We start from the raw sequence: 20947 nt of genomic DNA, 5'->3' as shown, positions 1-20947 counted from the left end.
AATAGGCACACCATTATCCGGCAGACGGCATCCTTTGAAGGCACGTGAAGCATCGCAGGATGCTTTTTTATATATAAGGAATCTATATGCTGTACACCGGACAATCTGTCCTAATATTTCCCGGAAAAAGTGAAACAGTCTATTAAGAATAGGGGGAAATCTCTTTCTGTTAGAGGGATATGTAATACTCTTGTAAAACTTTCGGGTACTCAAGCGGTTACGAATTTGTTACAATAGATACGCCTGCGATAAATCATGCAGTTTATGGAAGCCTGCGTGGTTTGCTGTCGAAAGGCAGCGCGAAGTGGAATATATGTCAAATTCGGGAAGTGTAAAAATGATAGAAATGCAGGATGTATGGAAGACCTATCCGAACGGAACCCATGCGCTTCAAGGTGTATCCGTCAAGATTGACCGCAATGAATTCGTATATATCGTCGGACCGTCCGGCGCAGGTAAATCTACGTTTATGAAATTAATTTATAGAGAAGAAACACCGACCAAAGGGCAGATCTCTGTAGGCGGTTTTAATATCGGCAAGCTTAAGCCGCGCAAGATTCCTTACGTGCGCCGCAACATCGGCGTGGTGTTCCAGGATTTCCGGCTGCTGCCGAAGCTGACGGCTTATGAGAATGTCGCTTTTGCCATGGAGGTTATTGAAGCGCCGAAGAAGGTCATCAAGAAGCGGGTGAATGAGGTGCTGGACCTCGTCGGCCTGCGCAGCAAGGCAAACCGTGAGCCCTCACAGCTGTCAGGCGGGGAGCAGCAGCGGATCGCCATTGCCCGTGCCATCGTCAATAACCCCTCAGTTATTGTAGCGGACGAGCCTACAGGCAATCTGGATCCTGAGACCTCATGGGGAATTATGCAGCTCCTTGACGAAATCAACTTCCGCGGGACTACCATTGTCATGGCTACCCACAATAAGGAAATTGTCAACAAAATGCGCAAGCGGGTGCTGGCCATCGAGAACGGCAACATTGTCAGAGACCAGGTGAGAGGGGATTACGGTTATGAGTTTTAAAACCTTCTTGCGGCATGTGCGGGAAGGCTTCAAAAACGTATTCCGCAACGGCTGGATGTCGGTGGCTTCCATCACGTCCATCATCGTCTCTCTTTTCGTGCTGGGTGTATTTATACTGCTTGTGCTTAATGTGAATTCCATAGCGGACAAGGCGGACAGCCAGGTGCAGATCAATGTGCATCTGACGCTGAACACCGAACAGGCTATGCGTGAAACGGTGCAGACTGAAATCGGGAACATGCCGGAGGTCAGCAAAGTCGAGTTTGTCTCCAAAGAGCAGGGGCTTGAAGAGTTCCGTGAAGATATGGGGCCGGATGCGGCCGAGCTGCTGGAAGGCTTTGACGTAGATAATAATCCGCTGCCGGACAAGCTGCTGGTGGAGGTTGTAGAACCTACTACGGTACCGTTCGTGGCTGAAAAAATAGAAAACCTCAACAACATCCACGAAGAACAGCCGATCTATAAAGTCAATTACGGCAAGGGTTCGGTGGAGACGCTGTTCAAGATTACGAAGGCTGTGCGCAATATCGGGTTTATTTTTGTCGCAGGACTCGCACTGGTGTCGATGTTCCTGATTTCCAACACGATCCGTGTAACGATTCTGGCCCGCCGTAAGGAGATCGGCATTATGAAGCTGGTAGGGGCGACGAATTATTTTATCCGCTGGCCGTTTTTTATTGAAGGTGCGCTGATCGGCCTGATCGGATCATTAATTACATCGGGGATGCTGTACTTAGGCTACAACAGCCTGTCCTCATCCGTGAAAGGTGATCCGATGCTGGGCCTGCAGCTTGTACCTTTTGCAGATATCTGGATTATGCTGGTCGGGCTGCTGGTCGGCCTCGGCGTGCTGATCGGTGTATGGGGCAGTACCGTATCGATCCGCAAGTTCCTGAAGGTGTAAAGGTAACGGAATTATAAATAATATTTGTGAACAAAGGATGGGGAGTGCGAGTTGAAGAAGATTGCCGCCGGACTGGCTGTTGCATTGCTTGCTGTCACTTTAGTAGGTCCCTCTGACGGATATGCCAAGAAGACAAGTGTTGCTGAAATCGACCAGCAGCTGAAGAAGCTGCAGCAAGAGGTGCAAGCAGCCAAAGCAGCACAGGAAAAAGCCGAGGCCCGCAATCAGGAGGCCCAGCACTACAAGAATAAGACTACATTGAATCTCCAGTACGTACTGGATCAGATCGCCCAGGTAAAAGGTGAGATGACCACCATTTCCGGTAAAATTGCCAGCACGGAAGAATCGCTGAATATTACAGCAGCCGAGCTGGATGATGCAGAGGCAAGGGTAGCTTCCCGTGAGAAGCTGCTGGAGTCACGCGTAAGACTGATGTATACCGACGGTGCAGTGTCTTATCTGGATGTGCTGCTGTCTTCGACCAGTTTTTCCGATTTTCTTGACCGGGCGGATTCGCTCAAAATGATCGTAGATCAGGATCAGGATCTGCTGGAACAGCACAAGCAGGACAAAGAGACAGTGACCGCAAAGAAGCAGGAGCTCGAAGGGCAATATGCCCTGGCCAAGCAGCTGTATACTGATCTGGAATCCCAGCGCAGTGTGCTGAAGGAGAAGGAAGCTGAGAAGCAGGAGCTTATTGCCTATTATGATGAAGAGATCGAGCAAACCGATATCCTCAGTGCAGAGCAGGATGCCAAGCTGGTGCAGTTAGCCAGCGAACGTTCCACGCTCGAGAAGCAGAAGAATCAGATCAAAGCGGAAGAGGCTGCACGCAGAGCAGCAGCGGCCAAAGCAGCGGCAGCCAAGGCGGAAGCGGCGCGGAAAGCAGCTGCAGCAGCCAAAGCTAAGGCTAAAGCTTCAAGCAGCAGTGTAAGCTCGGCAGATTCGGGCTACTCCGGCGGGGATGGACCTTTCCTGATGCCTGTAGGCTCCGCGCGCATCTCTTCGGGCTACGGCAAGCGGACGCATCCTGTAACCGGTGAAGTCGGCAAAATGCATACCGGTGTCGACTTTGCAGTTCCGCAGGGTACCAGCATCCATGCAGCCGATTCAGGTACAGTGCTTGTATCGGAATGGTGGAGCGGGTACGGGTACTGCGTTATTATTGACCACGGCGGCGGCGTATGGACACTGTACGGCCACATTCGTGAGGGCGGTCTGAAAGTAAGCGTGGGCCAGAAGGTAGACAGAGGCCAGATCATTGCCGAATCAGGATCCACAGGACGGTCTACAGGACCGCATCTGCACTTCGAAGTACGGGTGGACGGCAGAACCGTTAATCCGATGCCTTACCTGTAATTTTGGACATTTATTAATAGAAACCGGCTCTGCGGCATATACTGGAAGAGATACCGTTCTTTGCAGAACGGAGCAATACTGGTTAACAGAAATGGTATACAGGTTAGACAAGAAGGGACGGTGGGAACATCATGTTAAAGAAAAGCACAGCGGCCTTTATGATTGTCGCCGCCTTGCTGTGCGGCAGCCTGCTGACCCTGGGTGTGACCGGATATGCGCATGTTTTTGGACAAGCTGCGGGTGAGGGGCTGGCAGCAGTGCTGCAGACCGGAGGCCTGCAGGATAAGGAATCGCAGAAGCTTGGAACCGCACTGAGTCTGATCGAAGGCAATTATATTGAGACTGTGGACCGGGACAAGCTGATAGACGGTGCTATCAACGGTATGATGGAAGCGCTGGGTGACCCTTATTCCAACTATATGGGCAAAGAGACGGCTGCACAATTCGAGGAGAGCATCGAAGGCTCCTTCTCGGGAATTGGCGCCGAGGTCTCCTCAGATAACGGCAAAGTTGTTGTTGTATCCCCGATCAAAGGCTCACCTGCCGAGAAAGCCGGCATCCAGGCCAAGGATGTTATTCTGTCGGTCAACGGGGAATCCCTGGAGGGGCTGGAGCTGAATGCCGCAGTCGCCAAAATCCGCGGCCCCAAGGGCAGTGAAGCGACACTGCAAATTCAGCGTACCGGTTCTGCAGAACCGCTCAAATTTGTCATCAAGCGAGATGATGTAAGGCTTGAGACGGTATATGGGGCGATGGAGAAGGACGGGATCGGCGTCATCGAAGTGACCCAGTTCTCCCAGAATACCGGTGAGCGCTTTAAGGAAGAGCTGGCTAATCTGGAGAAGAAGGGCATGAAGGGGCTTGTTATCGATGTCCGCAATGATCCCGGCGGCGTGCTGCCGATTGTCATTGAGATGGCGGAACAGTTCGTACCTTCGGGCAAAACCATTGTCCAGGTAGAGAACAAGGACAAGTCGCGCGAGATCAGCACCTCCAAAGGCTCGAAGAAGGATTATCCGGTCGTTGTGCTGATGAACAAAGGCAGCGCCAGCGCATCGGAGATTCTGGCCGGAGCACTGCAGCAGTCGGCGGGAGCCAAGCTGATCGGTGAGCATTCCTTTGGTAAAGGCACGGTGCAGACCAGCTTCGACAAGCAGCTCGGTGACGGAAGCCTGCTGAAAATTACGATTGCCAAATGGCTGACGCCGGACGGTACATGGATTCACGGTAAAGGCATCGAGCCGGATATCGCCGTGTCCCAGCCGGATTATTTCTCGGTAGCACCGATTAACAAAAGTGTGACGCTGCAGTTCAATATGAACAGTACAGACGTGAAGAATGCCCAGGTTATGCTGGACGGTCTGGGTTACAAGCCCGGCCGCAAGGACGGATATTTCGATACCGGCACGAAGAATGCGGTCAAGAAATTCCAGAGTGAATCCAAGCTGCAGACGACAGGTATTATTGACGCCAAGACCGCGGAAGCGCTGGAACTGGCGTTGATCAAGGTCATTCAGGACCCGGCCAATGACAACCAGCGGAACAAGGGAATCGCAGAGCTGCAGAAGGAGATCCAACAAGCAGCGTCGAACAAGTAAGAAGGCTGAGCTCAGCCTTCTTTTTTTCTAGACAGAATTCGCGGGATGTATTGAGGACCCGCAAATTGCCCAAGTAACGCATGATATACAGCTCTTTATCGGGCTTTTTTCACAAAATAATCTAGCCTATACCCGTTAGAATTCACAGCAGCGGTAAAAGGAGTGTGACGACGGTTTGAATGGTATGACAGATCTGCTAATGAGCTGGGGGACAGCAGTCATACATCTGCTGATCCAGCCCTATTACTATATTGCACTAATCTTTATTGCATTGTATTACAGAAGGCAGGTGCTGCTGGAGCGGAAGCTGATCCATGTCAAGCTGCACAGCTGGGGGCGCGAGACCTGGCGTACCGCGTGGAGCGGCCTGGTTGTCGGCCTTCCGGTATCGCTGGCTGCGGTGGCGCTGGGCGTATCGCTTCCGGCTGCCGCAGTCGGCTGCATCTGGGTGACCAGCCTGGTATTAATGTTATTCCGCGTGCGGTATCTGTGCTTCGCGTATTCGATAGGCGTGCTGGGCATTGTACAGTTTGTGCTGAATTTCTTCCCGGAATCCGGGCAGAGCGGCTTCCTCGGCACTGCCATAGGTGCGCTGCGCGGGATGGACATCCCCGCGCTGCTGATCCTTGCCGGGCTGCTCCATCTCGCGGAGGCGCTGCTTGCGCGCTGGCAGGGCGCGCGCCTGGCCACGCCGCTCTTCCTCGCCGGGAAGCGCGGCAAGGTCGTCGGCGGCTACAGGCTGGAAGCCTTCTGGCCGCTGCCGCTGTTCCTGCTGATTCCCGCCGGAACGGGAACCGGCGACCTGCCATGGCAGCCGCTGCTGGGCGGCGGGCTTGGCGTGGTGTCCCTGCCGGTCATCATCGGCTTTAGCGGGATGACCCAGAGCATGCTTCCAGAGCGCAAGGCGGCCCGCACAGCCGGACAGCTGCTGATTTACAGCAGCGTCCTGCTGGGCCTCGCCGCACTTGCCGCCTGGTGGAGCCCGCTGACGCTGGTCGCGGCGCTCGCAGCTCTTCTGCTGCACGAAGGGCTCAGCTGGTACAGCGCTCTGCAGGAGCGCAGCCTGAGCCCCATCTTCGTGCATCCCCCGGCCGGCCGCAAGGTGCTGGCCGTGCTGCCGGGCAGCCCCGCCCAGGAGATGGGCATCCTGCCGGGCGAGATCCTGCTGAAGGTCAACGGGGTCCTGTTGACCGAAGCTGCGCAGCTGCATGAGGCGCTGCGCATGAACCCGGCGTTCTGCAAGCTGGAGGTGCAGAACCGGGCGGGCGAGAGCAAGTATCTGCAGCGCCCGATTTATGACGGCGATCATCACCAGCTCGGCATGATCCTGGTGCCGGACCCCGACGGTCTGGTGACAGCCGAGGCGAAGCCGTCCAACATCTTCAGCATCATCGGTATGAAGACGGGAACACGCAGCCGCAGCCTGCCGCCGACCAGCCTCAGCCGGACCAAGCCGGCTGCCGGGGACACGAAACAGGAGCCGGCCGGAAGCTGATATAAGATGATAAGCTGGCACAAGCTAATGGAAATGGAAGCTGATTGAAGCTGATGGAAACTGATTTATGATAGGCCGATGATCTGCTGGCAGTCCGTGAATAACGCCAGTTCCACCCGGAGTATAATGAACGCTCCAAATGCAGTTTTAACGGACCGTAGATCCGTTATCTCTTGATATTTATCTCAATGATCAGGCTAACGGACCGTAGTTCCCTTATCGCCTCTCATTGAAGCGAGTTTGGGTGGATTTTCGCCAAATAACGCCCCTACGGTCCGTTAGCTTAGCTAATTCCCGGTTTTCGAGTCCATAACGGATCGTGGGTCCGTTAGAGCCAAAGTATGGTTACTTTTACACTGATTCTACATTCGGTTATGCACAAACGTGGGTTTGCATGGACCGTGTGCGGATCGTACGCAGACTGTCCAAGGAGAGTGTGTGGATCATGCGCGAATTGTCTGCGGAAAGGGCTTGGATCGCGCCACCTTAAAGCCGCCAATAAGTTTGTGTACAAGCTGTCGTTGCTCTGAATAGTGACAGGTTGCTGATGGAGGGTCTTCGGAATAACTAATTCTCTGGTTTAACCTCTACAGCATAATGTGGTGTGGGGCGGCAGGTTGTACATGTTAACCTGGAACCTGCATGTGACCACGTTATGCATACTGCTGAAATTAGCTGTTACACTAAAGGCCTGTGACCCGCATCCATCTGCGGAACACAGGCCTTTTGATATCAATTTTTAAGCTGAGAGACCAACTGTGTCCGCCATCAGCGTCATCAAGTCCAGCCCCGGCTCATCCGCCATCAGCGTCATCAAGCCCAGCCCCGGCTCATTTCGCCATCACCATCGACTTAACGCCATGGCCTACCTCGACTTATCTCACACCGATAGCAACATCTCAGCGACTGGTCTATCCTGTTACATCCTTTTAGCGCCTCACATCCTAAGCCCAGCCCCGGCTCATCCCGCCGTAAGCCTCATCCCTCCCGCTGATTCGTCAAATAAAAGATCGCGATCTGGGTCCGGTCGCGGAGGCCGAGCTTGCCGAGGATGTCAGTGATGTAGTTTTTGACGGTTCCTTCACTCAGGAACAGCTCTGCGGCAATTTCCTTGTTGGTGTACCCTTTGGCGATGGCGGCGACTACGGACTGCTCGGCTTTGGTGAGCCCGTAGGAAGCCAGCGCCGCGCCCGGTGCGGCTTCAGCGCGGGCGGCAGGCTGCAGAAAGCCGGCCAGCTTGCGGGCAATGTCGGGATGGATCAGCATGTTGCCTTCGTGTACCGTTTTGATCCCCTGGATAATCCGGTCCGGCGGGATATTCTTCAGCAGATAACCGCTGGCCCCGTTACGCAGCGCCTCGATGATATATTCATCATCGTCAAAGGTGGTCAGCATGAGCACAGATACCTGAGGGCAGGCTTCCTTAATCAGCCTGGTGCCTTCAACACCGCCGCAGTTCGGCATTCTTATATCCATCAGCACAACATCAGCAGCCGGCAGCTCCCGGAGCAGGGACACGGCTTCGTGGCCGTCCCCCGCAGTGCCGGTGACCTCGATGTCCGGGTCCAATGCTACCAGCACCTTCAGGCTCTCACGGATAAACGGATCGTCGTCAACAATTACTACTTTAATCATCTGGATGCAGGTCTCCTTATCATCGTTTTGCTTATGCTAGTGGATTTCTCCTTGCCTGTAAACCGGCAGCCGGGTAATGACGCAGAACCCAGGATCGGCCTGCAGCGCAAGTGATCCGCCGACCAGCCGGGTGCGTTCATACATGCCCTGCAGCCCCATCCCTCCGCTGCTCTGCAGCCTGTTCAGCTGTACTCCGTCAGGAACGTTTCCGTTGTTGCCGACCTCCATGCAGATCTCGTGATGACTGTATGTAAGGGATATGGAAACCGCTGTCGCTTTACCGTGCCTCAGGGCGTTCGTAATGGCTTCCCTTGCATTTTTATAGAGCACGATCTGGAGGCTGGGGTACAGCGGATAAGGTAATCCCTGCACATTGTACATCGTCTGTACTCCGGTATCCCGTCCGGTTTCCTCCAGCAGGCGGTCCAGCGCATAAGCGCCTTCGAGCTGCGGAGTGTAGTTGATCTTTTTGACTGCTGCACGCATATCATCCATGCTGGCGGCGAGCTGGTCGCGGATCTGGCCCATCATAATCATTCCGGCGTCCGGGGCAACCGGGAGTGTGTGCACTGCCGCTTCGGCCATCATCTTGACCCGGATCAGCCGGTGCCCGATATCATCATGCAGCTGCCGGGCAATCCGCACACGTTCCTCCGCCTGCGCAGCATTCTCCACCTGTGAAGTGAACTGCTGCAGACGGTTGCGGGCCTCCTCCAGCTCGAAATGCTTTTTGCGCAGCTCGTCATACAGGAACAATGTATCTTCGCGTCCGCGGCCGGTCCGGTACAATAGCTCATTCAGCGCGGCAGCCAGCAGAAAAGTAACATTCATATACGCAATTACCTGCGGGGGAGAATGGATGAAGGCGGCATTTAGTACGGCAATATGAACCAGCACCAATAACACCGAAAGAAACCTCGGCTTCAGCCGGGTGTAATGCAGCATTGCCGCAATCGCCGGAAATATCAGCAGTGCGCCGTACCGGTAACAAAGCCACGAGGTGAACAGCAGCTCCAGAACAGCAGCCGGCAGGATCAGCGGCTTTGGAAGCCGCAGGCCAAGCGCCGCTATCAGCAGGAGCAGCAGGATGTGCAGGGTAAAGTAATCGTAGTCTATGTCGTAGATATATATTGAAATCACAGCAGGCGCCAGAATCAGTCCGTAGCGCAAAATCTTCAGTTCTCTGGTCAATGTCGAAACCACGCTTTCTTGAGTGCTGTTTCTCTGATTATCTTAGCATATTCCCCCTCGTGTTCAGGAGATGACTTTTGTCACCTTCAACAAATGACCTTTCGTACCTTCCCCGCATCTTGCCGTACGCTACAATACATACATAGAAGCTCAAGCGACAGGGGAGATGAAAGAGATGACACTTGCGGTGCTGAAGGATGTGGTCAAACGGTATGACCAGAAGTTGACCGTGGATCATGTGAATTTTAAAATCGAAGAAGGGGAGATCTTCGGGCTGCTGGGACCTAACGGCGCGGGAAAAAGCACAACGATCAGTATGATCTGCGGCCTGCTAAATATCGACTCGGGGGAAATTGTAATTGACGGGCTGGCCGTCAGCCAGCATCCGCTTGAGGTCAAAAAAAGAATCGGCCTCGTCCCGCAGGACCTGGCGCTCTATGAGACGCTTACTGCAGCGGAGAATGTGAGATTTTTCGGCAAGCTGTACGGGCTTCGCGGCAATCTGCTCAAGGAGCGGACAGAGGAAGCACTTGCTTTTACCGGTCTTAGCGACCGGGCCAAAGAAAAACCGTCCACCTTCTCCGGCGGGATGAAAAGAAGGCTGAATATCGCCTGTGCCATTATGCACCGTCCAAAGCTGATCATTATGGATGAGCCGACTGTAGGGATTGATCCGCAGTCCCGCAATCATATACTGGAATCGGTCAAAGCGCTGAACAAACTGGGCTCGACGATTATTTACACCAGCCATTACATGGAGGAAGTAGCGGCGATTTGCGACCGGGTGGCGATTATGGATAAAGGCCATATCATTGCCTGCGGTACCGAGAAGGAACTGCGGGAAAGAGTTGCCCATGAAGAAAAAATCGTAGTTAAGGCAGCCCATATTACGCCTGCACTGCTGCAGGAGCTTGGGCTGCATCCGCGGATCAGCCGGGTGGAAGCCTCCGGGGATACGGTGGAGTTATACCTGCCCTCTTCGCAAAGTGAGCTTCAGGATATCCTGTTTATTTTTGCAAAGCATGAGGGAAGCATCAACTCCCTGCACATTGAGGAGCCGGATCTGGAAACGCTGTTTCTCAGCCTGACCGGACGGACCTTACGGGATTAGAGGGGGAGAATGGATATGAATATTTGGACCATTATGACCTTTGAGCTGCGCAGGCTGCTGCGTTCCCGCTCCTGGCTGCTGAATATGATCCTGCTGCCGGTGGTGCTGATTTTCCTGCTGGGAGCTTCGCTGTCCGGAGTGGTTGGCGTACAAGGCGATGAATCGGTAGATCCGGTCAAGGTGGCGGTCGTTAATTCGGACGGCACAGATACCGGAGGTTCTGCAATGATAGCGGCTTTTGTGAAGTCTGAGGAAGTTAAGAAATACATCAATCCCCAGGACACGGCGACACGGGAGGAAGCGGAAAGCGGGCTGCGTACAGGAAAATACGGTTATGCGGTAATTGTACCGGCGGGCTTTGACCATAAAGTACAGAGCGGCGGGGAAGCAAAGCTTGAATTTATCCTCGGCAAAAAACATAACGAAAACACCGTTGCCGGCAGCGTATTTGATAATTTTCTCAGTGCAATTAATTACAGGCAGGCGGCTGCGCTGACGCTCGGACCTGAAGCACTTGCTGTATCGTTAGCTGTTCCCGGTGAACAGCCGGCCGTACAGACAGGTGAGCTCAATAACGGCGGCAGAACCTATACCGCTTCCCAATACTATGCCGCTGCCATGCTGCTGATGTTCCTGCTGTACAGCGGGCTAACCGTGGTCCAGTCCCTTTTTAGTGAAAAAGACAATCATACGCTGTTCCGTCTCAACTCGATGCCGGTGAAAGGTTCGCAGCTGTTCGTTGGCAAAATGCTGGGCGTCGGCATCATTACGGTTTTACAGTGCGCGGTGATTATCATCTGCACCGATGTGCTGTTCGGTGTCTATTGGGGCAACCGTCCGGGCCTGCTGATCCTGTTCTGTCTGCTGATGATCATCGCTTCCATGACTTTGTCGATTCTCGTCTGCATATTCAGCAAGACAAAAGCCGGCGCCAACAACGTTATCAATGTGGTCACCGTAGTCATGACCTTTCTTAGCGGAGGCATGGCCCCGCTGCCTGAAGAATGGGTGGATAGTGTGGGAGCCTATACCCTTAATCACTGGGTTATGCAGGCCATCATCCGGATGATGCTGCATGCGCCGCTGGATCAGATTGTACCTAATCTGCTGGTGATTTTGCTGATTGGCCTGGTGCTGTTTAGCGGCGTCATTTTCTCTTACCGGAAGGTGGGTTACCATGAATAATATAATGACAATCGGCTGGAATATGGTCAAACGGGCAATCGGTTCCCGCAAAGGGCTGCTTGTATTTATAGTGCTGCCGGCCGTCGTGGTGTCTGCAATTATTTCAGTGACCGGAGGGATGTCCGGTGAAGCGGCCACACTGCTGTACAGCAACATGGACCGTGGTGCAGGCGGAAAGCATCTGATCTCAGAGCTTGCGAAGAATGGGGATTACAAGCTTGTGGAGAACATTAGCGAGGAGGAACTGAAAGAGAATGTCACTTCACAAAAGGGTACGGCAGGCCTCTTCATTCCGGCGGATTATACGGAGGCGTTGCTAAGCGGCAGTCAGCCGCAGGTAACCGTGTATGAGCTTAGAGCTACTGAGGGTTCCATTCTCGTTAAAATGAAGGCCGACGCCATCGCGCGGGAGATGATGTCGGCAGCCGCGACCGTAAAAGCTGCCGGCAGTGCAGGGGAAACGGAGCAGCTGGCAGAGTTCGCTGCTATCCTGCAGCGGGCCGGAGAGCATCATGTAGGAAGCATCCGCACGGATTACAACCTGTATCCGCGCCAGACGCTCGGAGTCATTACCGGCATGACTCTGATGTTCCTGATGAGTCTGGTGACCAGTACCGTCTCTCTGATTATGGATGACCGCAAACGCCGGACCATGATGAGAATGTTCAGTGCGCCGGTCCGTTCTTACGAGATTGCCCTGGGTAATTTTCTGGGCAGCTTTATTGTCGGCCTGATTCAGATTGCGGTCGTGCTGGTGCTGGGCAAATGGGTGCTGCGTTATGACTATGAGGTTCCGATGTACCTGTATTTCCTGATCCTGGCGGCATTCATACTGGTATCAATGGGCATCGCGGGCACCGTAGCAGGCCTGATCCGCAACCCGAATAATGCCGGTTTGCTTAATTCGCTGATCCTTACACCGACCTGTATGCTGGGCGGCTGCTTCTGGCCGCTGTCGATCATGCCGGAATACATGCAGAAGGCGGCCAATTTCACACCGCAGAAGTGGGCCATTCAGGCGGTGGATATCGCAGCGGCCGGCGGAGGCTGGAATGAGCTGTGGCTGCCCTTTGCCGTGCTGGGCCTGATGGCTGCGGTCCTTCTGGCGGTTGGCTCTGCCATTCTCCGGCCTAACGAGGCGGGAGTCAGCGCTTAACCTGCACAGGGTGCGCGGCGCAGAAGAGTACACAAAGAAGCCTTCCCGGTTGGGAAGGCTTTTGGTATTCTGGATGCATTCTCCCTCAGACAAGAAATACCGCTCAGTTCCCGGTGCTCTCATAACGCGACAGCCCGAAGCGGAAGATGCCGTAGGCGCAGGCGGCGCTTGCTATGGCCGCAACGGGGGCGAGCATCCACCAGCCTGACCATTCGCTTTTGCCGAAGATATAGGTGGCCGGGAAGAAGCTGATAAAAGCATACGGAAGCACCGTCGAAATAAAGATGCGAACCGCCTGCGGGAACAGAGAGATCGGGTATTTGGCAAGATCGGCCAGGTTGTGGACCATAAGCGGAAAAGCATTCCCGGCGTTACGGATCCAGAAGGCTGCCGAGTTGCCGGCCAGATTGATCGACACCCGGATAATGACTGCGGTAACCAGCAGCAGCAGGATAATGAGCACCTTGGCAGCGGTCCACTGAACATCCCCGCGGACCAGCGACTGCCAGACAATCACCCCGCCGATCAGCAGATTGCCCATGCCGTTGATGCCGATTCCCGTACAGAATACCTGAAGCACCACGGGAACCGGCCGCAGCAGATAGCGGTCAAGCTCGCCCATATTCACCAGTCTGCTCATACGCCACGTTCCTTCGAAGAACAGGGAAGCGATTCCTTCCGTCAGAAAAATCATCGCATACATAAAGGTTACTTCCCAGAATTGCCATCCGTTAATGTCCGGAATCCGGTCATAAATCACCCACAGGAACACAAAGCCCAGCACCTGGGTCAGCGCAGCCGAACACATCAGGATATAGAAATCCTTGTTATATTCCAGAATGGCTTTTAGCTGCTGCACGTACATTCTTCTATATAAATAGAACATTTTTGATAAAGACACCGGTTACACTCCTTTCCTCTAACCCCCGTGAATGGTGACCTGGCGGACCGCCCAGTTCCACATGGCTTTTCCGGCAAGCCAAAGCGCTATGCCCCAGAACCACTGCAGGCCGATCAGCTTCAGACTCTCAAGCGTATCCGCCTGCTCCAGAAAGATCATTGTCGGGGTGTGAATGATACTCTGAAAAGGCAGCAGCAGGGCCAGCTTCTCCAGCCACTCCGGAAAAAAGGCCAGCGGCACAAGCGCACCCGACAACAGATTAGTCAGGGCAATCCGGGTCCAGACAATGCCCATGGAGCCGGTAGACCAGAAGCATAATAGGGCCGCCAGATAAACGACACCGAATTTGACCAGAATCGCACCCAGCAGGCTGAAGACGAACAGCAGATAGACCAGCGGCGAAGCGGGAAGCGTGATTCCGGAAAGGAACAGCGAGAACAGGGACAGCAGAATGATGCTCATTCCCCCTTCAAGCAGGCTGGAGCCCAGGGTTTCCGAGAATCTGGCACTCTGAAAATCAATCGGCTTGAGCAGGTCAACCGCTACGCTGCCATCCAGTATTTTGCCGGAAATCGCCGTCTCTGAATACCAGGAGAGGACGGAGTTCGCCAGAAAGGTAACGAGCAGGTAGGTTTTCATCTGGTCCCAGGTATAACCGCCCACAACCTCCCGGCCGCTGAAAATCCCCTGCCATAAAAAGTAGATGGCCAGCAGATTGATCGTATTCGCCAAAAAAGTAATGATGTAAGAGGTACGGTAGGCGAGCACATTTTGCAACGAACGGTTCATAATGCTTCTGTATTTCTTCAGATTGGCAACAGGCATAAGCTGCTTCGATACCTCCTCATTCCCCGCTTTGGTTCAGGTCCAGATTGCCGTCGTAGACAGCTTTAATCACCTGCTCGATGTTCGTCTCCTCCATCCGGAAGTCGGCCACTTCGCCATGCTTCATCACCCGGCTGACCACCTCACTGGCAGTATGTTCGTAGCGGTCAAATGAAATGGAGAATTCCAGCTCGTTCAGCAGCGCAAGCTTCATGCCGGGGGTCTGCATCAACTGTTCATAAAGCTCCGGCATGGGCGCCGCCACCTGGAAGAAAATGATCCGGTTTCTGGCAAAACGCGCTTTGACCTCACTCAAGCTGCCGTCATAAATAATCGACCCGTGGTCGATAATGATCAGCCGTTTGCATAAATCTTCGATGTCCCCCAGATCATGGGTAGTCAGCATGACGGTCGTCTGCTGTTCCTGGTTGATTTTTTTGATAAATTCGCGGATTTTTTGCTTTACCGATACGTCCAGTCCGATGGTAGGCTCGTCCAGATACAGAATCGGCGGGTTATGTAATAAGGCGGCAGCCAGATCCGCACGCATGCGCTGGCCGAGGGATAGCTTGCGCGCGGACAAATGAAGGAACTCATTCATGCCGAGCAGCTCGATAAACTGGTCCAGATTCTTTTTATAAAGGGGATCCGGGATCTGGTAAATATCCTTCAGCAGCGAAAAAGACTCCACAATCGGGATATCCCACCACAGCTGGGTGCGCTGACCGAAAACCGCGCCGATCTGGGCGGCATTCTCCATTCTTTTCCGGTAAGGGTTGATACCGTTTACAGAAATCGTACCCGAGGTGGGCATCAGGATGCCTGTCAGCATTTTGATCGTAGTGGATTTGCCGGCTCCGTTCGGTCCTACATAGGCTACCGTCTCCCCGGCTTCAATACTGAGATTCAGCGGCTTCACCGCCATCTTCTCCTTATGCTTCGGTACCAGCAGATGCTTGACCGCCCCCTTAAGGCCGGGCTCCTTCACCGCCTGCATGAAAGACTTGGACAACCCTCTGGCTTCAATGATACTCAAGGTGAATCCTCCTTCACTGCTGCATTTTGATAAAATACATGTTCCGTTAATATAGCACTGGTGGAATGTCGAAAACTATCGGATTATAGCGGCAGGTGAAAAAGTTTATGGAATTATGGCGGGAAGAGGAAAGCGGCTGTCCCAGGATTATAATCAGACCGGGCAGCCGCTGAATTCATTCGGTTCTATTCTTTGTGGAATGATTCCGGAAATAGAAATACATCAATAAAAGCACCAATACAATGAACAACGAAAACCATTCAACGGTATGACTTCTAAAAAAAGAATAAATCAAGTTTAGTAGATGGACTGCGAATACAAAAAGAATCAAAACTCCCCAATAGCTTTTTTTCATAAACGGCAGGCTCCTATACACTTTATTCGGATAGATTCTGCGAAGAAGAAAGCTCTAACCCTAGGAATTCTACAAGGAGATCTCTTAGAAAGGAATGTCAAGCTATAGGTATTTACATATCCGGTTCTTTGTGATTCCGAAATCTTGAAATTCTCCACTCAGAATGCTATCCTTTTTCAATAGTGTAAATAATGGAAGTGAGGAGGGGCCTGACTTGACCGCAACTTATGATCAGCCGAAAGTATGGTATTCGCCTGAAGATCTGGAAAAGGAACAGCTGGATTCTTTCTTTTCACCGGGTAAAGCCAAACCTTCAGCAGACTGCGAGGAAACGAAAACGCCCTCATTTTCGAACGCGGGGCAGAAATCTGTATATCATAAGGCAATGATAACTTCTTTACATAAAGAGCTGCTTAAGATCAGAAAATACATATCGATAGACTTTGCGTTTTTTTTGACAGATGAGGCGGCGAGGATTATTGATTTACAGCTTTCCTCCCCGGCTATTCAAGAAGAATTCGACCGGGCAGGGTTAAGAGTCGGCATGAGTCTGGCCAAACAAAACCTGGGAATGAACGCTGTCTCGCTGGCGGCCGAGCTTAATTCCATAGCTGTAGTTAAAGGGAAGGAGCATAGCAGTCCTTTATTTTTTGACTGGAACTGCGTATGTTCACCGCTCTATTCAGATGGTGTTATCCAAGGGTATGTGGATATTTCCTTTTATAATGGGCAGCAGATCGAATTAGCCATCCCGCTGATGCGGCAGATCGCAGAGAATGTAGGCGGCAAGTGGATGCGTAGCCATCCGGAATTACAGCTGCTTCAGCTGGAAAACCATTTTGAAAAGTACAGTCTGACCGGGAGAGAGAGGGATGTAGCGCAAATGTGGCTGGCAGAAAAAAGCGCGCTGTACATTTCCAACGAGTTAGGCATTAGCGAAGGTACGGTAAGGAATGTGGTGAAGAGCATGTATAACAAAATGAAGGTGACGGACCGCTGGCAGTTCATCAAGAAGCTCACGCCGGATCCCGCCAATAAATAGACGACTTTATATAAGGAAAAAAGGAGCCCCGCAGTGCAGAATGCAGCTGAGGCTCCTTTCTTATAATCAGGGAATTCAGGGGATTAACCGCAGGAGCAGTTCAGCACCGGCTTCCGGGCGGCCTGCGTCTCATCGAGACGGCTGATGTCTGTTGTATGCGGGGCATTAATGACAATCTCCGGTGTCTCCTCGGCTTCCTTGACGATCCGGATCATTGTTTCGATAAAGCCGTCCAGCGTCTCCTTGCTTTCGGTTTCGGTCGGCTCGATCATCATGCACTCCTCCACGGTCAGCGGGAAGTAGACGGTAGGCGGATGATAGCCGAAGTCGAGCAGCCGTTTGGCTACGTCGAGGGTACGCACACCGTACTGCCTCAGATTCCGGCCGGACATGACGAACTCGTGCTTGCAGACGCCGGGATACGGGATTTCAAAATACGGCGCCAGCCGGTGCATCATATAATTGGCGTTAAGCACCGCATTCTCCGACACCTCACGCAGGCCGTCCGGCCCGTAAGTGCGGATATAAGCGTAGGCGCGGACGAGAATCCCGAAGTTGCCGTAAAAGGCTTTGACACGCCCGATCGATTCCGGGCCGCCGTAGTCCAGCGAGAAGCTGTTGTCTTCATTCCGGACGACCGCCGGTTGCGGCAGGAACGGAACCAGCTTCGCTTTCACGCCGACAGGTCCTGCTCCCGGGCCGCCGCCGCCGTGCGGGGTGCTCATCGTCTTGTGCAGATTCAGATGCACGACATCGAAGCCCATGTCGCCCGGGCGGGTAATGCCCATGATCGCATTGGAGTTCGCTCCGTCATAGTAGAGCAGCCCGCCGGCCTCGTGGACAATTTCAGCGATCTCCACGATTTGCGTTTCGAACAAGCCGAGTGTGCTCGGATTGGTCAGCATGAGCGCGGCGGTGTCGCTGCCGACCGCCGCCTTCAGCACCTCCAGATCGACCATGCCTTTGGCATTGGACGGGATCGTTACGGTTTCAAGGCCCGCCGCAGCTGCACTGGCCGGGTTGGTGCCGTGCGAGGAATCGGGCACGATGACCTTCGTGCGGGTCTCGCCGCGGCTCTCGTGGTAGGCGCGGATCATCATGAGGCCGGTCCATTCGCCGTGGGCGCCGGCGGCCGGCTGCAGGGAGACGGCGTCCATGCCGGTCAGGGCGGCGAGGTCTTTTTGCAGGGTGTACATCAGCTCAAGCGCACCCTGGATGCTCTCTTCGGGCTGATAGGGGTGAATCTTGGCCAATCCGGGGAAGCGGGCGACATCTTCATTGATCTTCGGATTATATTTCATCGTACAGGAGCCGAGCGGATAAAAGCCGTTATCCACGCCAAAGTTGCGGCGGGAGAGCGCGGTGTAATGCCGGATGACATCGACTTCCGACACCTCGGGAAGCAGGACCGGTTCACTGCGCAGCAGATTCTGCGGGATCAGGGCGCCGATGTTCTCATTTGCGGGGACATCGCATGCCGGCAGGGAGTAGGCGGAGCGGCCCGGGCGGCTAAGCTCAAAGATCAGACTTTGTTCGGGTTTCATAGACAGCCCTCCAGTACGCTCGCAAATTGGTCAATTTCCTCTTTGCTTCTTTTCTCAGTGACAGCCACCAGCATGTGTCCGGCCAGCTCCGGATAATCACGGCCGAGATCATATCCGCCAAGATAACCTTCCTTCACAAGCCTTGAATTAATCTCACTGACACTGCTGCCTTCCGGCAGCTTCAGCACAAATTCGTTAAAGAATGGAGCGGTGAATGCAGGGACAGCACCTGTGATTTCTCCAAGCTTGCCTGCGGCATAATGGCTCTTGCGGATGTTCAGCTCACCAACCTCACGCATGCCTTCCTTGCCCATCACGGACAGATATACAGAGGCGCACAGCGCCAGGAGCGCCTGGTTGGAGCAGATGTTCGAGGTCGCCTTCTCGCGGCGGATATGCTGCTCGCGGGCCTGGAGCGTCAGCACGAAGCCGCGTTTGCCGCTGCGGTCCACGGTCTGGCCGACAATCCGGCCGGGCATTTTGCGCATCAGCGGCTCTGCTACGGCGAAGAAGCCGCAGGTAGGGCCGCCGAACGAAGCGGGTATGCCGAGCGGCTGGGCATCGCCGACTACGATGTCGGCGCCGAGCTTGCCCGGCGCTTCCAGCACGCCGAGTGACAGCGGGTTGGCGCTGACGACGAACAGGCCTTTGACGGCATGGATCAGCGGAGCAATGCCGCCGAGATCCTCGATGGCGCCGAAGAAGTTCGGCGACTGCACCAGAACGGCAGCTGTATCGCTGTCGATGGCTTCAGCCAGTTTCGCCTGGTCGGTGACGCCGTCTTTGTAGTCAATTTCAACGACGTCGAGGCCCCAGGCTCCGGCAGAGGTGCGGAGCACCTGGCGGGCTTCCGGGTGAACCGTGCGGGAGACGATCAGCTTTTTGCGTTTGGTAGCGCCTGCTGCCAGAACTGCCGCTTCCGAGAAGGCGGTGGCACCATCGTACATGCTGGCATTAGCCACTTTCATGCCGGTCAGCTCACAGATATAGGACTGGAATTCGAAGATCGCCTGCAGCTCGCCCTGGCTGATCTCCGGCTGATAAGGGGTATACGCAGTATAAAATTCCGAACGGGAAATGACATGGTTAATGACTACGGGGATATGATGGTCATAGAGGCCTGCTCCGAGAAAGCTGGTGTGGCTGTCAAAGCTGGCATTGCGGTCGGCCAGCTCCTTCATATGGCGCAGCAGCGCGTATTCATCCATAGCTTCCGACATCGGCAGCGTTCCCTGATAGCGGACAGCCTGCGGAATGTCGGCGAATAGTTCTTCCATGGACCGGATTCCGACGGCCTCCATCATCTCCTGGCGGTCCTGTGCAGTCATCGGCAAATAACGGTGCTTCATTGCGGCTTCACTCCTTGGGTTCTTTTGTAGAACGGCGCTTTGACTACAGCTGCTTTCAGCTGCTTGCCGCGGATCTCCACGAATACCTCTGACCCTGTTTCACTGTAAGCTGCTTCAAGCAGCGCGAGCCCCAGATTGCGCTTCAGTGTCGGGGACTGTGTTCCGGTAGTGACTTCACCGATCTTCACGCCATCGGCGTAGACGGGATAGTGCGAGCGGGGAATGCCGCGGTCAATCATCTCAATGCCGACGAGACGGCGGGGCAGGCCGGCTTCCTTCTGCTTCAGCAGCGCCTCGCGGCCGATGAAGTTCCCTTTGTCCAGCTTCACGAAGAACTGGAGTCCTGCTTCGAGCGGCGTAATATCCGCCGACAGCTCCTGCCCGTACAGCGGCAGCCTGGCTTCGAAGCGCAGCGTGTCGCGCGCGCCGAGCCCGGCCGGCGTCAAGCCGTGCGGCGCACCTGCTGCCAGCAGGCCGTTCCACAGCGTGGCGGCAGCACTATGCGGAGCATACAGCTCGAAGCCGTCTTCGCCGGTATAACCGGTGCGGGAGAGCAGCACTTCTACGCCGCACACTACGGTTTTTTCGGTGAAGTGGAAAGGCTTCAGCGCGGTGACCGGTGCTGAGGTAACTTCAGCCAGAATTGTCTCTGCGAGAGGGCCCTGCAGTGCGAGCAGCAGTGTCTCCTCCGAGACATCTTTAAGGCTGACGCCGCCGAACTCCGCGGTAAGATGCTCCTGCAGCCACTGAAAATCTTTGTTGATGTTAGAGGCGTTGACGACAAGCATGTAACGCTCTTCTCCCAGACGGTAGACGAGCAGATCATCGACAACTCCGCCGTCCGGATAACAGAGCAGAGTGTATTGCGCGCTGCCATCTTCCAGCTTGCTGACATCGTTTGTTGTCATCTTTTGCAGGAAAGCTTCGGAGCCGGTGCCGGTCACCATGAACTCTCCCATATGCGATACATCGAACAGCCCCGCCTGACGGCGTACGGCCTCATGCTCCTTAACGATCCCTGTGAACTGTACCGGCAGCTCCCAGCCGCCAAAGTCGATGCATCTGGATTCCGGATAGGCGGAATACAAGTCATAAAACGGGGTTCTTTTCAAAGACTCCATGTCGTCACTCCCTAGAATGGGTTACTGGCTGGAATATCGGGCTTACGGCGGCAGCCATTGCCTTGGGCGGCCAGCGCTGTTGCAAATATAAAAAAAGGACAGGCGGAGGCCAAGTA

The 20947-nt window shown here is 54.1% G+C and carries 17 protein-coding genes; 9 read left to right on the top strand and 8 right to left on the bottom strand.

The genetic code is table 11. The features are described 5' to 3' along the window. Window positions 1–337 precede the first annotated feature (337 nt). The 5 genes from ftsE (at window position 338) to C2I18_RS09865 (ending at window position 6380) form a co-directional block, all read left to right on the top strand. Complete coding sequence (gene ftsE, locus C2I18_RS09885; protein ID WP_249901016.1) at window positions 338–1024, top strand: cell division ATP-binding protein FtsE; 687 nt, start codon at window positions 338–340, stop codon at window positions 1022–1024. Next, window positions 1014–1928, top strand: coding sequence for a permease-like cell division protein FtsX (ftsX, locus tag C2I18_RS09880; RefSeq protein ID WP_249901015.1), 915 nt, complete (start codon window positions 1014–1016; stop codon window positions 1926–1928). The genes ftsE and ftsX overlap by 11 nt, the downstream gene beginning before the upstream one ends. 51 nt (window positions 1929–1979) lie before the next feature. Beyond that, on the top strand, window positions 1980–3287 hold the full coding sequence (locus C2I18_RS09875) for a murein hydrolase activator EnvC family protein (protein WP_249901014.1): 1308 nt from the start codon (window positions 1980–1982) through the stop codon (window positions 3285–3287). A gap of 131 nt (window positions 3288–3418) precedes the next feature. Further along, entirely contained in the window at window positions 3419–4885 is a 1467-nt protein-coding gene (locus tag C2I18_RS09870) for a S41 family peptidase (RefSeq protein ID WP_249901013.1), read from the top strand. A 184-nt stretch (window positions 4886–5069) separates the two neighbouring features. Then, the gene (locus C2I18_RS09865; RefSeq protein WP_249901012.1) at window positions 5070–6380 is read left to right on the top strand and encodes a PDZ domain-containing protein; all 1311 of its coding nucleotides are present in this window, start codon (window positions 5070–5072) and stop codon (window positions 6378–6380) included. Window positions 6381–7358: 978 nt separating this feature from the next. Here the strand turns inward: C2I18_RS09865 and C2I18_RS09860 are convergent. Together C2I18_RS09860 and C2I18_RS09855 are read right to left on the bottom strand one after the other, a co-directional pair. Continuing rightward, window positions 7359–8015, bottom strand: coding sequence for a response regulator transcription factor (locus C2I18_RS09860; RefSeq protein WP_249901011.1), 657 nt, complete (start codon window positions 8013–8015; stop codon window positions 7359–7361). Between the two features lie 36 nt (window positions 8016–8051). After that, complete coding sequence (locus tag C2I18_RS09855; protein ID WP_249901010.1) at window positions 8052–9206, bottom strand: sensor histidine kinase; 1155 nt, start codon at window positions 9204–9206, stop codon at window positions 8052–8054. Between the two features lie 175 nt (window positions 9207–9381). On the opposite strand from C2I18_RS09855, the gene C2I18_RS09850 reads away from it, so the two are divergent. From C2I18_RS09850 to C2I18_RS09840, 3 genes are read left to right on the top strand one after another with little or no spacing between them, the layout of a single operon-like run. Then, window positions 9382–10317 (top strand): ABC transporter ATP-binding protein, encoded by a 936-nt coding sequence (locus tag C2I18_RS09850; RefSeq protein ID WP_249901009.1) that lies wholly within the window; start codon window positions 9382–9384, stop codon window positions 10315–10317. A gap of 15 nt (window positions 10318–10332) precedes the next feature. Then, window positions 10333–11502, top strand: a complete 1170-nt coding sequence (locus tag C2I18_RS09845; protein ID WP_249901008.1) for an ABC transporter permease — start codon at window positions 10333–10335, stop codon at window positions 11500–11502. Then, window positions 11495–12658, top strand: a complete 1164-nt coding sequence (locus C2I18_RS09840) for an ABC transporter permease (RefSeq protein ID WP_249901007.1) — start codon at window positions 11495–11497, stop codon at window positions 12656–12658. Before C2I18_RS09845 ends, C2I18_RS09840 begins: the two co-directional genes overlap by 8 nt. A 103-nt stretch (window positions 12659–12761) precedes the next feature. Here the strand turns inward: C2I18_RS09840 and C2I18_RS09835 are convergent, their stop codons facing one another. The 3 genes from C2I18_RS09835 to C2I18_RS09825 are packed head-to-tail and all read right to left on the bottom strand — an operon-like array spanning window position 12762 to window position 15420. Continuing rightward, window positions 12762–13559, bottom strand: coding sequence for an ABC transporter permease (locus C2I18_RS09835; RefSeq protein ID WP_249901006.1), 798 nt, complete (start codon window positions 13557–13559; stop codon window positions 12762–12764). Window positions 13560–13577: 18 nt separating this feature from the next. After that, window positions 13578–14384, bottom strand: coding sequence for an ABC transporter permease (locus tag C2I18_RS09830; protein WP_249901005.1), 807 nt, complete (start codon window positions 14382–14384; stop codon window positions 13578–13580). A gap of 19 nt (window positions 14385–14403) precedes the next feature. Beyond that, window positions 14404–15420 carry an ABC transporter ATP-binding protein gene (locus C2I18_RS09825; RefSeq protein WP_249901004.1) on the bottom strand — a complete coding sequence of 339 codons (1017 nt, stop codon included), beginning with the start codon at window positions 15418–15420 and terminating at the stop codon, window positions 14404–14406. A gap of 569 nt (window positions 15421–15989) precedes the next feature. On the opposite strand from C2I18_RS09825, the gene C2I18_RS09820 reads away from it, so the two are divergent. Further along, window positions 15990–16817, top strand: coding sequence for a helix-turn-helix domain-containing protein (locus C2I18_RS09820; protein WP_249901003.1), 828 nt, complete (start codon window positions 15990–15992; stop codon window positions 16815–16817). 83 nt (window positions 16818–16900) lie between these two features. Here C2I18_RS09820 and gcvPB read toward each other — a convergent pair whose 3' ends face one another. Genes gcvPB through gcvT form a run of 3 tightly spaced genes read right to left on the bottom strand, consistent with a single transcriptional unit; the run spans window position 16901 to window position 20831 of the window. Then, complete coding sequence (gcvPB, locus tag C2I18_RS09815; RefSeq protein ID WP_249901002.1) at window positions 16901–18361, bottom strand: aminomethyl-transferring glycine dehydrogenase subunit GcvPB; 1461 nt, start codon at window positions 18359–18361, stop codon at window positions 16901–16903. Further along, entirely contained in the window at window positions 18358–19710 is a 1353-nt protein-coding gene (gcvPA, locus tag C2I18_RS09810; protein WP_249901001.1) for an aminomethyl-transferring glycine dehydrogenase subunit GcvPA, read from the bottom strand. The genes gcvPB and gcvPA overlap by 4 nt, the downstream gene beginning before the upstream one ends. Continuing rightward, a complete protein-coding gene (gene gcvT, locus C2I18_RS09805; RefSeq protein ID WP_249901000.1) occupies window positions 19707–20831 on the bottom strand; it encodes a glycine cleavage system aminomethyltransferase GcvT in 1125 nt (374 codons plus the stop codon). The genes gcvPA and gcvT overlap by 4 nt, the downstream gene beginning before the upstream one ends. Window positions 20832–20947: the final 116 nt, after the last annotated feature.

Source organism: Paenibacillus sp. PK3_47 (genome assembly GCF_023520895.1).
Classification (GTDB): Bacteria; Bacillota; Bacilli; order Paenibacillales; family Paenibacillaceae; genus Paenibacillus_AQ.
Note: the sequence above shows the minus strand (reverse complement) of the source record. Positions and strands in the feature narration are given on the sequence as shown.